At 61.1% G+C, this 15,638-nt stretch carries 13 protein-coding genes; 9 read left to right on the top strand and 4 right to left on the bottom strand.

Going from position 1 to position 15,638, the window contains the following annotated elements; genetic code table 11:
* Positions 1 to 291 precede the first annotated feature (291 nt).
* The 6 genes from MGMAQ_RS19110 (at position 292) to mutL (ending at position 7,789) form a co-directional block, all read left to right on the top strand.
* Positions 292 to 3,018, top strand: a complete 2,727-nt coding sequence (locus MGMAQ_RS19110) for a CHASE domain-containing protein (protein ID WP_052716022.1) — start codon at positions 292 to 294, stop codon at positions 3,016 to 3,018.
* 68 nt (positions 3,019 to 3,086) lie between these two features.
* On the top strand, positions 3,087 to 3,962 hold the full coding sequence (locus MGMAQ_RS01030) for a hypothetical protein (RefSeq protein WP_046020068.1): 876 nt from the start codon (positions 3,087 to 3,089) through the stop codon (positions 3,960 to 3,962).
* Positions 3,963 to 4,031: 69 nt separating this feature from the next.
* Complete coding sequence (locus tag MGMAQ_RS01035; RefSeq protein WP_046020069.1) at positions 4,032 to 4,631, top strand: BON domain-containing protein; 600 nt, start codon at positions 4,032 to 4,034, stop codon at positions 4,629 to 4,631.
* Between the two features lie 10 nt (positions 4,632 to 4,641).
* Complete coding sequence (gene fmt, locus MGMAQ_RS01040; RefSeq protein WP_046020070.1) at positions 4,642 to 5,562, top strand: methionyl-tRNA formyltransferase; 921 nt, start codon at positions 4,642 to 4,644, stop codon at positions 5,560 to 5,562.
* Entirely contained in the window at positions 5,562 to 5,954 is a 393-nt protein-coding gene (locus tag MGMAQ_RS01045; protein WP_046020071.1) for a cytochrome c, read from the top strand. Before fmt ends, MGMAQ_RS01045 begins: the two co-directional genes overlap by 1 nt.
* A 44-nt stretch (positions 5,955 to 5,998) precedes the next feature.
* A complete protein-coding gene (gene mutL, locus MGMAQ_RS01050) occupies positions 5,999 to 7,789 on the top strand; it encodes a DNA mismatch repair endonuclease MutL (RefSeq protein WP_046020072.1) in 1,791 nt (596 codons plus the stop codon).
* 2 nt (positions 7,790 to 7,791) lie between these two features.
* On the opposite strand, the gene MGMAQ_RS01055 is transcribed toward mutL, so the two are convergent.
* A complete protein-coding gene (locus MGMAQ_RS01055; protein ID WP_046020073.1) occupies positions 7,792 to 8,841 on the bottom strand; it encodes an alcohol dehydrogenase family protein in 1,050 nt (349 codons plus the stop codon).
* Between the two features lie 14 nt (positions 8,842 to 8,855).
* A complete protein-coding gene (locus tag MGMAQ_RS01060; protein WP_046020074.1) occupies positions 8,856 to 10,433 on the bottom strand; it encodes an ankyrin repeat domain-containing protein in 1,578 nt (525 codons plus the stop codon).
* Positions 10,434 to 10,554: 121 nt separating this feature from the next.
* Here MGMAQ_RS01060 and MGMAQ_RS01065 point away from each other — a divergent pair, with 121 nt between their 5' ends.
* Positions 10,555 to 11,085 (top strand): hypothetical protein, encoded by a 531-nt coding sequence (locus MGMAQ_RS01065; RefSeq protein ID WP_046020075.1) that lies wholly within the window; start codon positions 10,555 to 10,557, stop codon positions 11,083 to 11,085.
* Between the two features lie 32 nt (positions 11,086 to 11,117).
* On the opposite strand, the gene MGMAQ_RS01070 is transcribed toward MGMAQ_RS01065, so the two are convergent.
* Positions 11,118 to 12,044, bottom strand: a complete 927-nt coding sequence (locus MGMAQ_RS01070) for a hydrogen peroxide-inducible genes activator (RefSeq protein WP_046020076.1) — start codon at positions 12,042 to 12,044, stop codon at positions 11,118 to 11,120.
* Positions 12,045 to 12,219: 175 nt separating this feature from the next.
* On the opposite strand from MGMAQ_RS01070, the gene nhaA reads away from it, so the two are divergent.
* Positions 12,220 to 13,422 (top strand): Na+/H+ antiporter NhaA, encoded by a 1,203-nt coding sequence (nhaA, locus tag MGMAQ_RS01075; protein ID WP_046020077.1) that lies wholly within the window; start codon positions 12,220 to 12,222, stop codon positions 13,420 to 13,422.
* 34 nt (positions 13,423 to 13,456) lie between these two features.
* Positions 13,457 to 14,368 carry a universal stress protein gene (locus MGMAQ_RS01080; RefSeq protein WP_046020078.1) on the top strand — a complete coding sequence of 304 codons (912 nt, stop codon included), beginning with the start codon at positions 13,457 to 13,459 and terminating at the stop codon, positions 14,366 to 14,368.
* A 57-nt stretch (positions 14,369 to 14,425) separates the two neighbouring features.
* On the opposite strand, the gene MGMAQ_RS01085 is transcribed toward MGMAQ_RS01080, so the two are convergent.
* Positions 14,426 to 15,532: a hypothetical protein gene (locus MGMAQ_RS01085; RefSeq protein WP_065814668.1), complete on the bottom strand. Its 1,107-nt coding sequence runs from the start codon at positions 15,530 to 15,532 to the stop codon at positions 14,426 to 14,428.
* Positions 15,533 to 15,638: the final 106 nt, after the last annotated feature.

Here is a 15,638-nt window from a genome sequence, read left to right on the forward strand (position 1 = left end):
GATGGAAATCCTACAAAGAAAACTTCCATGGCTAGTATGGTTCACGCCTTCCGAATCAGAAATCACCACTATTGATAATCAAAGAAAAACAATAAGCGCCTTTTAAAAGTATATGATTCAAGAAAACGCTATTCCCGCCCCGATTTCAAATGAAATCCAATGTGCCGTCAACACGTGCATGTGATACTATTACTCCAAGGCGTTTCGATTGGCTTTTATTCAACCAACAATCTTCGCGTGCCAATCGGATTGTTCGCTAAAAGTATTGTAGCAATGCCGGGAATTGGCGGTATGAGCAACCGGGATCCATGGTGGGAATACAATAGGACCGTGCAGACCCTGGGGGTCGCGTTTGCCTATGCCCTGACCGGCCATCTCGGTCTCTTGTTTGCGACACCACCCGGTTATGCCACGCCCATTTGGCCCGCCTCGGGCATTGCCTTGGGCGCCTTCTTGCTGTTCGGCGCGCGGATCTGGCCAGGGGTGTTCCTGGGATCCTTCCTGGTCCATGTTTGGATCGGATTCGACCCATCCTCTTTCGCCAATCTGCTTGTGCCACTGGGGATCGGCCTGGGGGCCACCTTGCAAGCCGCGCTCGGTGCCTTTCTGATCCGGCGCTTCGCGGGGTTTCCCAATGCTCTGGCCAGCGAGGGGGAGATCCTGCGGTTTTACCTCTGGGCCGCGATGAGTTGTTCCATCAGCACCGCCATCGGCACCACGGCCTTGTTGATCGCGCACGTAATTCCAGCATCCGGGTTCCTGATCAATGCCGGAACCTGGTGGATTGGTGACGTCATGGGCGTTCTGATCGTCACGCCGTTGGTGCTGACCTGGTTGGCCCGGCCTCGGGAGTATTGGCGCAACCGACAGGCGATGATCACCGTATCGCTGACGGCGTCGCTGCTGGTTTCCGTTTTGATGGTCGCCTTCGGCGCCAAGTGGGAACGCGAGAGGTTGGTGCTGAAATTCGATCGCTACGCAACCGACCTCGCCAGTGCGCTGAACAAGAATCTTGCCGGTTATATGGGTGTCTTGCGGTCCTTGCAAAGCTACTACGTCGCATCGCAAAAGATCGAACGACGCGAGTTTCAAGCTTTTGTCGCCCAATCGCTAATCGATTATCCAGCCATTCGGGCCCTGTCATGGAATCCTCTCATTCCGGACCCGGAGCGAGAGAGATTCGAGCGGGAAATCAGACAAGAAGGCTTCCCCACCTTCAAGATCACGGAGCAGGACGACGACGGCAATTTCATCCCGGCAGCTCGACGGCCGCACTATGCGGCGATTCAGTTTATTGAACCGTTGGCCATCAACGAAAACGTTCTGGGTTACGACGCCTCCTCCGATCCCGTCCGCCGCAAGGCGCTGGAACAAGCCAGGGACCTGGGCCATCCGGCGGTGACCGGGCCGACGACCCTGATCCAGGAAACCGGGGATCAGGTGGGGGTCGTGGTCTTCCTGCCCGTATACCGTTACGGCCTTCCCAACCATACGGCGGCGGACCGGCGCGACTACTTGGCGGGATACATGGCGGCCGTTTTGCATATCGAAGAAATGATGCACGGCTTCATGGCGGACAAAAAAGACGATGGCATCATGCACCGTCTGATCGATCCTTCCGCTTCATCCGGCAACCAGATTCTGTTCCGATGCCAAGAATCCATTGATACCCGGTTGCCGATGGCATTGGAATCCGGGTTCTCGCGGTCGCAGCCCCTCTTGCACAAGACCGTGGCCGTTCCGTTCGGTGGTCGCCAATGGGATTTGGAGATTACCGCGACGCAGGAATACCTGGCCGGCAACCGTGTCGCGCACACATGGTTGACCCTGACCGTCGGGCTGCTGCTGACCAGCGCCATCGGCGCTTTTGCTTTGCTGATTTCGGGTCGAAACCTTCAACTGCGGCGATTGGTGGCGGAACGGACCCGGGAGCGCGACCGGACAAGGAATCATATGGAACTGGTGCTGGGTTCGGCGGGCGATGGGATTTGCGGCATGGATCGAGACGGCAACACCACCTTTGCCAACCCCGCGGCCCTGCGGATCATCGGCTTATCGGAATCGGAACTGGTCGGGCGGCGGCAACATGACATTCTTCATCACAGCCGGGAAGACGGCACCCCTTATCCCGCCGATGAGTGTCCGGTCCATGCCACCTTGGACGATGGCGAGATCCGCCATGTGGAAGACGATGTGTTCTGGCGGACCGATGGCTCGTCCTTTCCCGTCGAGTATACCTGCACGCCCATCAAGGCAGGCGACGACGTTACCGGCGCGGTGGTGGTTTTCAGGGATATTGCCGACCGCAAACGGGCCGAAAAAGCGCTGGCGGCCTCCAACAAAGAGCTACAGAGCTTCGCCTATGCCCTCTCCCACGACTTGAAAGAACCCCTGCGCATGATCAGCAGCTATCTGGGCCTGATCAACAAAAGACTGGGCAGGGAAAAACAGCAGGAGGTTTCTGAATTCATGGGCTACGCCGTGGATGGGGCCCAGCGCATGTCGCGCATGATCAGCGACCTTGTTCACTATTCCCGCGTGGACTCCGAAGCCGCTGACTTAATCGTGGTCTCCATGCCCAAGGTCTTGCAGCAGGCCTTGGGCAACCTATCGGTGGCCATTGACGAGAAAGCCGCCCGCATCGATCTTCCCCCTGATCTCCCCGATGTCCTCGGGGATCACAGCCAGTTGGTCCGTGTCTTCCAGAACTTGATTGGCAACGGCCTCAAGTACCATCATCCAGAGCGCGCCCCGGTGATCGAGATTTCCGTAGCCCGGGACAACGGCCAATGGACCTGGGCGGTTCGGGACAATGGGATCGGCATCGACCCGGAGCACTTTGAGCGGATTTTCGGTGTATTCCAACGCCTTCACGGTCAGGGTCAATACGAGGGCATGGGTATTGGCCTGGCGGTGGTGAAGCGGATCATCGAGCGCCACGGAGGACACATCTGGGTGCAAAGCGAGCCCGATAAAGGCAGCACCTTCTTGTTCACGCTTCCTCCCGTCGATTCTTAAGTCCCTCTCGACGCCCCCCCTCTCCCATCGTTATCATGGTCCAACCATGATCTTTGGAAGCACATTCCATGAAACAGCTTGTCCTTATCGCCGCTCTGGTCCTGATAACCGTTTCCTCCATCTCCTGGGCCGAAGAACGGATTCGTCTAGCCGACCTCCCTACTCTGGCTACTTTTGTCGAAGAATTGCGCGACCTGGCGGAACAAGAAGACGCCGCGGCCATTCGTGAGCGGATCTGGCCGATGTTCACCATCGAACGGGACTTCGGCGGCGGATTCATGCCCGGCTTTCCGGCCTGGTGGAATTTTTCCTCGGTCTATCCGATCGCGTCGCGAGTCATTGATCCCGCGGAACCTTGGTGGAAAAGAATCGAGGCCGCACCGCCGGAGTACTTCGTTGCCGAGAACCCTGAAAAGTATATGGATCAATGGAAAATGGAAGTCGGGGTCGGGGTCTCGCGCTTCGATACCACGTCCCGGGAACGAGGCCGCAAGGAATTCCTCAATGACTTGCCCCGTCGTACGGTCCTGAAAAGTTACGTGGATGATGAAGACCGGAACCTGCAGTACAACCAATATTGCGGCGAGGCCTTGCCGTTACCCAAGGACTGGACCGCCAAGGACGGCCCATCCATGAAAGGCCTTTGGGCCTATGTGGAAGCCACGCAGCTGAACCGCCGCAAGGCTCCCTCGACCCAGTCTCCGGTGATCGGCCTGCATGAAATCGAGGACATGGTCAAGCTGGTCTCGGACCTGCCGGTGGTCGATCCCAAGGGGAGCTATCGCTGGGTAAAGGTGGAATCCCCCTGGCCAAAAAACTTCTTCGAGCCCGGCTATGTGGCCGCGCGCCATCTGACGTTTTTGCAAAACCCGCAGATCTGCTTTGGCCGTGTCGGGCCGGAGAACGCCTGGCGCATCGTCGCGGTGGTCAAGGCCGGGGACTGAGGCGAGCCTCGACGGTCGCCCCTTGGCGACGCTATGATCGATCCACCATCCGCATCCGGAGCCAGATCCATGAAATTCGCCACTCTTCTTGCCGCATTCGTCGCCTTTGCCATTCCGGCCCAGGCATTCGACTTGAACCCCTTGTCGGCCATCAAGGGCATGGTGGAGGCGGCGGTGGAAGATCGCAGCACCGCCGACATTGCCACCGACGCAACCATCAAGGCGGAAATCGTCGCCGAGGTAATCGACAAGATGGGCACCGATGTCATTTCCATCACCGCCGATGTCTATGAACAAACGGTGATGCTCACCGGCATCGTCGAGACCATGGCCCAAAAGACCGAAGCCGGGCGCCTGACCCGCACTGTGGGCGGGGTGAAAAAACTCTACAACGAGATCCTGGTCAAATCGGACCTGGAGCGCGACAAGGGCACCGTCGAGGGTTTCGTCGACGACACGGTGATCGAGACCAAGATCAATGCCCAGTTCCTCGATGCCTCGGGGGTCAATGTCACCAATTTCCGATGGCACTCTTTGGAAGGTCATGTGTTCCTGTTCGGTCGCGCCTTGTCGCGGGGGGAATTGGACAAGGCCACGGGCATCGCACGCGGGATCGACGGCGTGCGAAAAGTGACCAGCCGGGTCGCCGTGCGCCCTCGCGACAACTGAGGGTTTTTCCATGAGCCTGCGCGTCGTCTTCATGGGCAGTCCGGAGTTCGCCGTGCCCTCTTTGCATGCCATCCGCAATGCGGGTCACGAGGTGATCGCCGTCTATGCCCAGCCGCCCCGGCCCGCCGGGCGGGGGCACAAGGAACGGCCCTGTCCGGTGCATGCCTATGCCAATAAGCACCTCATTCCGGTGTTCACCCCGGTCAACCTGCGCGATGAGGCAGACCGTCAGGCCTTTGCCCATCTGAAACCCGACATCGGCGTGGTGGCCGCCTATGGCTTGATCCTGCCACAGGCTATCCTTGATGCGCCGAAATTCGGCTGCATCAACGTGCATGCCTCGCTGCTGCCCCGCTGGCGCGGCGCGGCGCCCATCCACCGGGCCCTGCTAGCCGGGGACCGCATCACCGGGGTGACGATCATGCGGGTGGTCAAAGCCTTGGACGCCGGGCCGATGGTCCTTACCGGCACCACACCGATCCATGACACGGACACCGCCGAGAGCCTGCACGATCGGCTGAGTCCCCTGGGGGCGCAATTGGTCGTCGAGGCCCTGGCCGGAATCCAGGCAGGCATCCTGCCCGAGACCCCGCAGCCCGCCCGCGGCATCACCTACGCGGACAAACTGCAAAAAGACGAGGGCCAAATGGATTGGTCTCTGCCCGCCGAAGATCTGGCCCGGCGGGTGCGCGGCTATACCCCCTGGCCCAGCGCCTGGTTCACCCATGGGGACAAGCGCATCAAGGTGCTGGCCGCCGCAGCACTTGAGGGCTCCGGTAGGCCGGGGACGGTCCTGGACGATCAGCTTACCATCGCCACCGGCCATGGCGCCCTGCGTCTGCTTAAAGTACAACGGGCGGGCAAGGGACCCATGGAGGCCGAGGCCTTTTTGCGCGGCTATGCCCTGCCCGCCGGGACTCAGCTTTCGTGATGCCACGCCTGGCCGCCATGGCCGGAGTTTTGCTCCTGATCGCCATCACTGCCTGGTGGATCGGCGACAATGCCCCAAGGCCCACGGTATTGGTGCGCCTTCCCGACCTGTCCCCCGAAGCGACCAAAGGCCAGGCGTTGTTCCAGCAACATTGCAGCCCTTGCCATGGTCCCAAGGCGGGCGGCACCGATCAGGGCCCGCCGCTGGTGCATCCGGTCTATCATCCCAATCACCATGCGGACGGCGCTTTTGCATTGGCCATCACCCAGGGTGTCACCGCCCATCATTGGCCCTTTGGCGACATGCCGCCGGTGGCGGGAGTCACCCTGGCGCAGGTGCCGATGCTGGCGGCCTTCGTGCGGGAACTGCAAAAGGCGAACGGCATCTATTGACGAGTCCCTTGCCGCCTCCCCCTCGGTGGGTCTATCAAGGGGCCATGACCCTACGCCTCTTGCCCGATACCCTGGTCAACCGGATCGCCGCTGGCGAGGTGGTGGAACGGCCCGCCTCGGCCATCAAGGAATTGGTGGAGAACAGCCTGGATGCCGGGGCGCGGCGCATCGACGTGGTGATGCGCGACGGCGGGCGGACGTTCCTGTCAGTCACCGATGACGGTCGGGGCATGGCGCCCGAAGACCTGGTGCTGGCCGTGCAACGCCATGCCACGTCGAAACTGCCCGATGACGATCTGGTGCATATCCGTTCCCTGGGCTTTCGCGGCGAGGCTCTGCCCAGTATCGGCGCGGTGTCGCGGCTGACCCTGACCTCGCGGACCGCCGACGGGGATAGCGCCTGGGAACTGAGCGTCGAGGGCGGTCAGGGGTCCGATCCAAAACCCGCCGCCCATCCGCCGGGCACACGGATCGAGATGCGCGACCTGTTCTACGCCACCCCGGCACGGCTGAAATTTCTCAAGGCGGCCCATACGGAACGCGGCCACGCGGCGGACGTGATCAAGCGTCTGGCCATGGCCCATCCGGAAGTGGCCTTTTCGCTCAATGACGGGCAACGGGACGTGCTGCGCTATGCCGCCGCCCAGGGCCATCTGTTCGACGCCCGGGCCGAACGCCTGGCCGCCGTCATGGGCCGGGAGTTCGCCGACAACGCGGTGCCGGTGGAGGCCGAACGGGACGGGCTGATGCTCACCGGCCTGGCCGGGCTGCCGACCCTGAACCGGGGCAACGCGCAGATGCAGTTCCTGTTCGTCAACGGGCGTCCAGTGCGCGACCGGCTGCTCATGGGCGCGGTGCGCGGCGCCTATCGCGACGTGCTGGCCGGAGACCGCCATCCGTTGCTGGCGCTGTTTTTGGAGATCCCGCCGGAAGGGGTGGATGTCAACGTGCATCCGGCCAAGACCGAGGTGCGATTCCGGGACGCGGGCCTGGTGCGCGGGCTGATCGTCGGGGCGCTGAAAATGGCTTTGGCCAGCGCCGGGCACCGGGCCACCAGTACCGTCGGCATGGCTGCTCTGGGCGCGGCGCGACCGGACAATGCACCGAGCCTGCCCATGGGCGGGCCGTCCCATCAGGCGCCGCGCATCCCCCAGGGGCTGCACGACAAAGCGGCGGCCTTTCATGCACCCTTGCCGGACCTACCCGCCAGGCCCCAGGCCCCGGCCCCGGCGGAAACGGTTGATGAGACAACCAGTTACCCCCTCGGCGTTGCCCGGGCCCAACTGCACGAGACCTATATCGTTGCCCAGACCGCCGACGGCATCGTGTTGGTGGATCAACATGCGGCGCACGAACGGCTGACCCACGAACGCATCAAACGGGCCATGCTCGAAGGCGGCGTGGCCCGCCAAGGGCTGTTGCTGCCCGAGGTGGTGGAACTGGATGAAAGAGCCGCCGCCCGGCTGGCCGAGAGGGCCGAAGAACTGGCACAATTGGGCCTGATTTTGGAGCCCTTCGGCGAGGGTGCCGTGGTGGTGCGCGAAGTTCCCGCCCCCCTAGGCGACACCGACGTCAAGGGCCTGGTACGCGATCTGGCCGACGACTTAATGGAACTGGACGAAGCCATCGCGCTGAAAGACCGATTGGGCGAGGTCTGTGCCACCATGGCCTGCCACGGCAGCGTCCGCGCCGGTCGCCGTCTCACGCCAGAAGAAATGAACGCCCTGCTGCGCAGCATGGAAGCCACGCCCCTGTCGGGACAATGCAGCCACGGCCGGCCAACCTATGTGGAACTCAAGCTGGCCGACGTGGAGAAACTGTTCGGGCGGCGGTGAATTCAAGGTACGGTCAATACAATCTTGCCCACATGCCGCTTTGCCACGAACCGGGTCTGCGCCTCGGCGATCTTTTCCAAGGGAAAGATCTCCGCCACCAAGGGGTGGATTTTTTCCGTTTCAATGAGCCTGACCAGATTGGGAAAGACCTCGGGTTCGAGCACCGTGCAGCCGAAAAAGCTCAGATCCTTCAGATACAAGGTTCGCACATCCAGCGCCACCATTGGACCCGCGATGGCCCCGGCGACGGCGTACCGTCCCCGGGGGCGCAGAGCATCAAGCAACGAAGGAAAGGCCGGTCCGGCCACCAGATCAATGACCACATCCAGGCTGTCGCCGCCCAGGACGGTCACAGGGTTGTCCGTTCGGTCAAGAATGCGGCTGGCGCCCAGATCCTCAAGAGCCTGGGCCTTGTCTTGGCTGGTTACCGCAACAACTTCCGCCCCCCGCGCTCGGGCCAACTGTACCGCCGCCGAACCGACACCGCCCGACGCCCCGGTGACCAGCACCCGGTCGCCCTCGCCAACCTTGGCCCGGGTCAGCATGTTTTCCGCCGTGGAATAGGAACAGGGGAAGGAGGCCAGTTCCGCATCGCTCAACGGGCTTTGGATGGCATGGGCATGGCGGGCGGCCACGACGACATATTGGGCAAACCCGCCATCGCATTCGGAACCCAGGAACCAAGGGCTCTCCAGCAATTCCCCCCCTGCTTCCCATAAACAAGGCTCCACCAGGACCCGCTCGCCCAGGCGCCTATCGACGACCCCTTTGCCCAGCCCGACGATCCGTCCGCAAACATCAATGCCTTGGATGCGCGGAAAGGTGAGAGGCGCGCCGCCCCAGGTGGCGTCCTCGGCCGCCCCGTCGCTTTTCGAGTACCAGCCCAACCGGGTATTGAGGTCGGTATTGTTGACTGCCGCCGCGCCAACGGCGATCAGGACCTCTCCGGATCCGGGGGTGGGAATTGGGATATCATCACGGACGACTAACCTGTTCAGGTCGCCATGGCCGGTTAACCAGACGCCGCGCATGGTTTTTGATTGATTGGTCATTTTGTGAGATTCCGTTATTGGGAAGCCAGTGGTTGATAGCCCGCGCCGTCTTTCCAGCGTAGCCAGAAGGGCTCGCCCTCTTCCCCCGGCGTGCCGACGCATTCCAGGTCCTTGGGGCCGGACCCGGCTCCTGGCCTTGTATCGCCGACGGCATAGCAGCCCTCGATTTTATCCATCAGCACCCAGGTTCGATCGCGACGAGTGAAGATGTGCAAGGGCGGCAGGCAGTCTTCGCGCACCACCTGTCCACAGGCGGCCATGGGGCTGGTGACCGCAAAGGCTTCCTGCCTGCCGTCCCCGGTGACGTCCAGGCCGCCGAAATACAGGGCCTTGGGATCTTCGAAGTGGATGCTCAGGAGTCGCCACAGGGCCCAGGACAGGTCCACCGTATCGTCCGGCAGAATATCGGGCTCATCGGCGGGCGGGAGACGGGCGCCATGGGCCTTCAGATAGGCCGCGATTTCGGTCTGCTCCAGATCCTCGGCCATGCTCAGCGGCACATCGCCGCCCACGACTTCGGCATTTACGTCGGCCCCCCGGTCCACCAGTAGCTTGACCATGTCCATCAGGCTCTGTTCCACCGCGAAATGCAGCGGCGTCCAGGATTCATGGGCGGGGATATCCACGTCGGCACCCTGGGACAGCAGATAGAGGGTGAGCTCGCGCCGGTTATCCATCACCGCCACGTGCAGAGGGCCACCGCCCGCGAAATGCCCTTTGTTCACATCGGCCCCCAGGGCGACCAAAGCCTTGACGGCATCCATGTGTCCGCCCCCCACCGCCTGGATCAAGGCGGTGGAGATCGCCATGCCGAAGGCATTGATCGGCGCGCCTTGAGCGACCAACGCCTTGATCTTGGCCACATCCCCCAGGGATGCCGCCACAAGCAACTGTTCGGTCAGGTCATATTCGCTGGCGGGCTTTTCCTTCATGGCCGCTTCCAGGTAGGCGATCATCGCGGGTCGCTCGGCCTCCCGGGCGATATCCAAGGGAAGTTTGCCTTCATTGTCCGTCACATGGAGGTTGGCGTCATGGGCCACAAGCAGCTTGGCCGCTTCCACGGTCCCATCATAGGCCAGGGCATGTAGAACGGTCTGCCCCGTTTCACCCATCGCTTCCACATCGGCGCCGTGGGCCAGCAGCAACTTCATCATATCCAGATCGCTCCCGGCGTAGAGAAGCGGCGTACCATCGACCACGTCTTCGGCATCCACATCGGCGCCATGGGCGATCAGGGCCTTGGCGATGGCCAGGCCATTGTCCGCGCCGACGGCCTTGAGCAGAGGGGTTTCGCCGTTGAACTCTCGCTTGTTCACCTCGGCGCCGTGGCTCAGGAGCATCTCGACCATGGCCAGATCCCTCTTGTCCACGGCCAGGTGCAATGGGGTCTCATAGATGGCGTTGGTGGCATTGATGTCGGCGCCGGTGGTGATCAGCAACTCCGCCTTTTTAAGATCTCCCGCCTGCACGGCCAGATGCAACGGCGAAGGCGGCACATCTTGGGGCTCGGGAGAGGCCAGCGCCACGGCGGAGGATAAGAACACCGCCAATGCCAAAATGCGAATCCCGCTTGCGCGCAAAACATACTTCATGGCCTTCCCCTTGTTTTTTTATCGTCAGCATCCTTCTCAGTATAACGCTGTTTTTCGATCCATATCGCGGAGTTTTTGACTTCTCCTCCAGAGCCTTCACAATGGTTTGGCAACCGGCGCAATGATCGGGAGAAGAATGGAATTGGAAGACCGCCGCGTCCCCTTTTTTATCAGATTGAAGAGCTTCTTGATCATCTATGGGGCCGTGTTCGTTGTTCGGCCCCTGCTTCTTGTCGCCGGACGAGGAGCGGGAATCTTGGCGGTTTGTCTTGTGGGACTCTTGGCGGGTGCTCTCGCAGGAACCTTACTCGGGGCCATCATCGCCACGGTGGCGCAAGATAGCCACCCCGTTCACAGGGAGTCCCTGCTCACTTTTTCCGGCACCCTGGGCTCGGTGATCGGGGTATCGGGCGGGCTTTACGCGGGCTTGTTGGCGCTGCTTGTGCAATGCCGACGGCAGACAATCGTTGTCTGCGCCCTGTCCGGCCTGATGCTCGGCGCCTTGCTCCCACCTTTGACGGGGTTTGCTGCCTTTCAACATGCGGGCATGGGGTTGTCCAGCCTGATCGTCGGCCTCTTCGGATGGATGGGCGGCATGGGAATTGGGTTCCTGGCCGCCGTCGCCCAGGTCAGGCTCGATCAAACCCGGTAGACCTGCACGGGCCTATTGATACCGACCCCGCGTTACCTCTCAGCACTGTCCCGGCGCGAGAGAAACAGCGTCTGGCAGGTTAACTTGACCAAATCCGCAATGGCTTGGTAGTGCGGCTCCAGCCCCGACCGAGACCGCCAAGCCATGCAGATTTCCCGCGACAGGGCCGCGTCTTCCAGGGGCAGAACCTTGACCTCGCTCTCGGTCGGCATTTCCGATCGAATATAAAGCTCCGGGAAAAAGGACAGGCCGACATTCATGCCAACCATATGGCGCAGGGTATCAAGGCTCGTGCCTTCGAATTCATAGAGCAGTTCCGCGTCATAGGCCGCACAGAGTTCGCGGACCTGGGTATGCAGATGGTGCCCCGATTCCAAGGTCAGCACCTTGTGGCCCTTCAGGTCCGCCAGGGTGATTCCGTCCGCCAGGGCCAGTTCGTGATCCGGCGCGCCAACCACGAAGATCGCCTCTTCGAACAACACGCGGATATCGAGCCCCTGATGCGCGACGGGCGCCGGGGTCAAAACCAGATCCAGGTCCCCCGCCGCCAGATCCTCTTGAATATGACGGGGGGTCCCTTCGCGCACATAGAGCTTCAAGGCGGGAAAACGCCGGTGCATTTCCGGAATCACATGGGGCAACAGGTAGGGGCCAAGGGTCGGTGGCACCCCCAGCCTCAAATTCCCCGCGAATTCGTTGGCCGAGGCCGTTGTTAGATCAACGATGTCCTGGACGTCCGCGAGCACCGCTCGGGCTTTCTCGGTTACCTGCCGCCCCAGCGGTGTGAGGTAGACCCCGGCCCGGCTGCGTTCGATCAGCCGCACCCCCAGCTTGCTCTCCAAAGCGGCGAACTGAATGCTCAAGGTGGGCTGAGTCACATGAACTCGTTGGGCGGCCCGGCCAAAATGACACTCGTCTGCCACGGCAACCAGGTAGGAAAGCTGTCTGAGCGTCGGCATGGGCCCTCCGTCTCAAGATTGATAATATCTATTAAAATATACTATCTATTTCAATTTGATCAATCAATCCTTAGCTGTCACCTTTAGACATGGATTGAAGCGATGGTCGCGATCCCTTGAGACAAGCTCATGCCCGGAGCCAACCGATGGCTCACAGAAAGGGGATTTTTTAGAAATGACACAGGCATCCATTGATGGACGCACCACGTTCCTGAGCAAGGAATCCGCCGGGGGTCTAGCCCTCATGGCCGCCGCCGTGGCTGCGTTGCTGGTCAGCAATTCCCCCCTGGCTGGAGCCTATGGCTCCCTGTTGGAGCTTCCGGTCACCGTTTCCATTGGTGCCTTGGGGATCGACAAGCCGTTGCTGCTTTGGGTCAATGATGGGTTGATGGCGATTTTCTTTTTCCTCGTCGGCCTGGAACTGAAACGCGAGGTGCTCGAAGGGCGGTTATCCTCATTCGACCGGGCGTCGTTGCCCTTCATCGCCGCCGTCGGCGGGATGCTGGTGCCGGCCCTGATCTATCTGGCGATCAATTCCGGTACCCCTGAAAACGCCGTCGGTTGGGCCATTCCCGCCGCCACGGACATTGCCTTCGCGCTTGGTATCCTGGCCTTGATGGGACCCTCGGTTCCGGTGGCCTTGAAAGTCTTTTTGCTGGGGATCGCCATCATCGACGACCTGGGCGCCATCATCGCCATTGCCTTGTTCTATACCGACAATCTCTCTTGGCAGTCATTGGTTTTGGGAGGTGTCGGCTTGGCCACCCTGGCGGCCATGAACCGGTTCGGCGTCAAGCGGATCGCGCCCTATGCCTTGATCGGTCTGCTGGTCTGGGTCGGCGTTTTGAAGTCCGGCGTGCATGCCACCTTGGCCGGGGTCCTGGTGGCCCTGACCATTCCCATGCGGGACAACGCCGGAAAGGCCATATTGGAGAAGGTCGAGCACGGACTCCATCCCTGGGTCGGTTTCTTCATCATGCCGGTGTTCGCCTTTGCCAACGCGGGCGTCTCACTGGCCGGTCTGTCGCTGACCCAGCTCATGGCACCGTTGCCCCTGGGCATCGCCTTGGGCCTGTTCGTTGGCAAGCAGGTGGGCGTCATGGGCTTTACCTGGCTCGGTGTCAAATCGGGTCTCTGCCGATTGCCGGACGGCATGGGCTGGAAAGAAGTTTACGGCGTCGCCTGCCTGACCGGCATCGGCTTCACCATGAGCCTGTTTATCGGAACCCTGGCCTTTGAATCCCCCGAGCAACTGAATGCTGTCCGCATGGGCGTTGTCATCGCCTCGGTGCTCTCCGGTTGCCTGGGAACCATTGTTCTGCGCCGCGTTCTCGCTCAGACCACCCGCCTCCCCCGAGGCGCCGTCACCAGTCTTTAGCCCCACAACCGACGTCAACGGAAAGGACACTCAGATGAAACGGTTTAAGAACATACTTGTGGTCTACGACCTGTCTCCTGGCAGCGATGAAACCCTGCAACGGGCCATCGATCTTGCCGGTCGCAATGCCGCCAAGCTGAGGCTCCTATGTGTCATCGATCCCGCCGCTCAAGGATGGGAGATGTTTGGCGAGCGGGAGCGGATGATCCAGCGGATCGCCGACAGTATTCCATTACCGGAGCACTCCAAGTCGATGAGTGTCCGTCTTGGGCCCCCAGCCGAACAGATCCTTGATGAAGCCAAAACCATCCGGGCGGAGCTGATCATTACTTCCGACACGTCCTCGGGCTACTACACCCAGGTGCTGGGGCTTGATGCGACCACCGAGGTCATGCGCCATGCGCTCTGTCCGGTGTGGGTGGTGCGTCCCGCCTCCGACAGCGGATACCACCGTATCGTCGCGGCCGTGAACGCGGGCCGGGTGGATGCCTTGACCTGCCCGGCCAATCGGCGGATTTTGGAATTGTCCCGTTCCCTGGCCGAACTGGAAAATGCCGAACTGCATGTGGTCTACGCCTGGGACTACAACGGGTCGGAAAAGGATATGATGGGATCCGAACAGCCGCCCGGTCAGTTCGAGGAATACTCGGAAATGGCGCGCCTGCGGAATCTCGACAAGCTGATCATCCTGGTCCGCAACGTGCTGGGCGATCCGCTGAACTGCACCCCGGTGGCGGTGCAAGGGGAGCCCGGCACGGTGGTCATCGACTATGCCAAGACCTCGGGTGCCGACCTGCTGGTCACCGACGGCAAACTGGGCGGGCCGATTATTTCCGCCCTGGTCGAAACCCATGCGACTCAGTTGCTGAGAAAGTCATCTTGTTCAGTGCTGTTTGCCCGCCCGCATGTTTATGAGGTGGTCCAAGGCACCAGCGCGGCGGCCTGACCTCGCACCGCGCAAGGCACGGCCGGAGTCTGTCATCGGCCGGATGAGTGGCGGAGATCACCCCAGTTCGATGGTGTCTCCGTCCTCCTCCTCGGGCTCGGGCTCCGGCTCTGTTTGGCGCAGCAAGGTATCCATTTTCGGCGCTGAATCTTCGATCTTCTGAATGTTTTCGATACCCTGGCGGATCTCGCTCATGATGAACTCCGAGCGCCGGATCGGCCCTCCCAGGTTGGGATCGGGAAACAGGAAGTTCCAGATACTCATTTTCACGCTGAGACCACAGAGAATCCCGCCGATGGTGGTGTGGTAGGTCTCAACCAGATGCTTCACCCCGTCGAAGCGTTCCGCCGACATGTCGTCCCACATGTGCTGGCTGGCGTTCTCGAACTCCTTGAACCGTCCCTTCACCGCCCGGGTCACCCGCTTGATGGTGGTGGAGATGACCTTCGAAGCCTGCATGAAGGTATGGTCGCTCTTGAGCTGATAGTTGTTGCGCAGGTCGATGAGCGAATCCAGGAAGTCCTCAATGATCGGCTCGATACGGTCCAGACATTGGTGATAATAGGACAGGGACAAAAAGATATCGCCGTAGTCCTCCAGGAAGGTCGGCACCTCCATGATGCCAATGCCCAGGGTATCGGCCATCATCTGTAGATTCTTGCGCGCCTTGGACACATCCGGGTCGCGGAAAAGGGCGACCAGACCTTCCATGGACTCGATATTCTGGGCCTCCGATCCATAGATCTCCTTGATCAATGGTCGGGTGAACTTGGTCATGTACTCGGTCAGTTCGCGGTTTTTTTCCGGTGTCAGCTGCAAGTGCTTGTTGTTGGTCACCGAGATGCCCTGCTCGCGCAGCAAGACCCGCAGGCTGTACACGTCGTAGGAAGGCATCAAGGCCAGGCGCCGCAGCATGGCCAGGTCCGAGGTCTCGCCTTCCCAGCCGAATTCAGTGGACAGATCTTCCACATCCAACTGCCCGCTGCCTGCCTGGCGGTCGTGGAACACCTCGATGACGCTTTGCAGGCGCACATTCTTGATCAACCGGGCCTGCACCAGGGCCGGGGTCTGCAAGGGCAGGATTTTCAGGGGCAGGACGAACAGGGAATCCTGGTCGCTGTCACCGAATAGGTCGGATACGGTAAGGGCGGATTGATCGGCCATGATATCGGGCGGAGTCTCCCTCGGATTTCGTGGCAACGTACCACGGTCGACCGGTCAACCGAAAAACGTCTTTTCTTTCCCGACCGGTTGCGGTCATTTTACCCTT

Source organism: Magnetospira sp. QH-2, assembly GCF_000968135.1.
In the GTDB taxonomy this organism is placed as follows: Bacteria; Pseudomonadota; Alphaproteobacteria; order Rhodospirillales; family Magnetospiraceae; genus Magnetospira.

Bases quoted from the DNA above. Each gene is read 5' to 3' on its own strand.
- fmt (WP_046020070.1), top strand. From the start codon at position 4,642: ATGAGCCTGCGCGTCGTCTTCATGGGCAGTCCGGAGTTCGCCGTGCCC.
- MGMAQ_RS01065 (WP_046020075.1), top strand. From the start codon at position 10,555: ATGATCGGGAGAAGAATGGAATTGGAAGACCGCCGCGTCCCCTTTTTT.
- MGMAQ_RS01060 (WP_046020074.1), bottom strand. From the start codon at position 10,433: ATGAAGTATGTTTTGCGCGCAAGCGGGATTCGCATTTTGGCATTGGCG.
- MGMAQ_RS01070 (WP_046020076.1), bottom strand. From the start codon at position 12,044: ATGCCGACGCTCAGACAGCTTTCCTACCTGGTTGCCGTGGCAGACGAG.
- MGMAQ_RS01035 (WP_046020069.1), top strand. From the start codon at position 4,032: ATGAAATTCGCCACTCTTCTTGCCGCATTCGTCGCCTTTGCCATTCCG.
- MGMAQ_RS01055 (WP_046020073.1), bottom strand. From the start codon at position 8,841: ATGACCAATCAATCAAAAACCATGCGCGGCGTCTGGTTAACCGGCCAT.
- nhaA (WP_046020077.1), top strand. From the start codon at position 12,220: ATGACACAGGCATCCATTGATGGACGCACCACGTTCCTGAGCAAGGAA.
- MGMAQ_RS01045 (WP_046020071.1), top strand. From the start codon at position 5,562: ATGCCACGCCTGGCCGCCATGGCCGGAGTTTTGCTCCTGATCGCCATC.
- MGMAQ_RS01085 (WP_065814668.1), bottom strand. From the start codon at position 15,532: ATGGCCGATCAATCCGCCCTTACCGTATCCGACCTATTCGGTGACAGC.
- MGMAQ_RS19110 (WP_052716022.1), top strand. From the start codon at position 292: ATGAGCAACCGGGATCCATGGTGGGAATACAATAGGACCGTGCAGACC.
- MGMAQ_RS01030 (WP_046020068.1), top strand. From the start codon at position 3,087: ATGAAACAGCTTGTCCTTATCGCCGCTCTGGTCCTGATAACCGTTTCC.
- mutL (WP_046020072.1), top strand. From the start codon at position 5,999: ATGACCCTACGCCTCTTGCCCGATACCCTGGTCAACCGGATCGCCGCT.
- MGMAQ_RS01080 (WP_046020078.1), top strand. From the start codon at position 13,457: ATGAAACGGTTTAAGAACATACTTGTGGTCTACGACCTGTCTCCTGGC.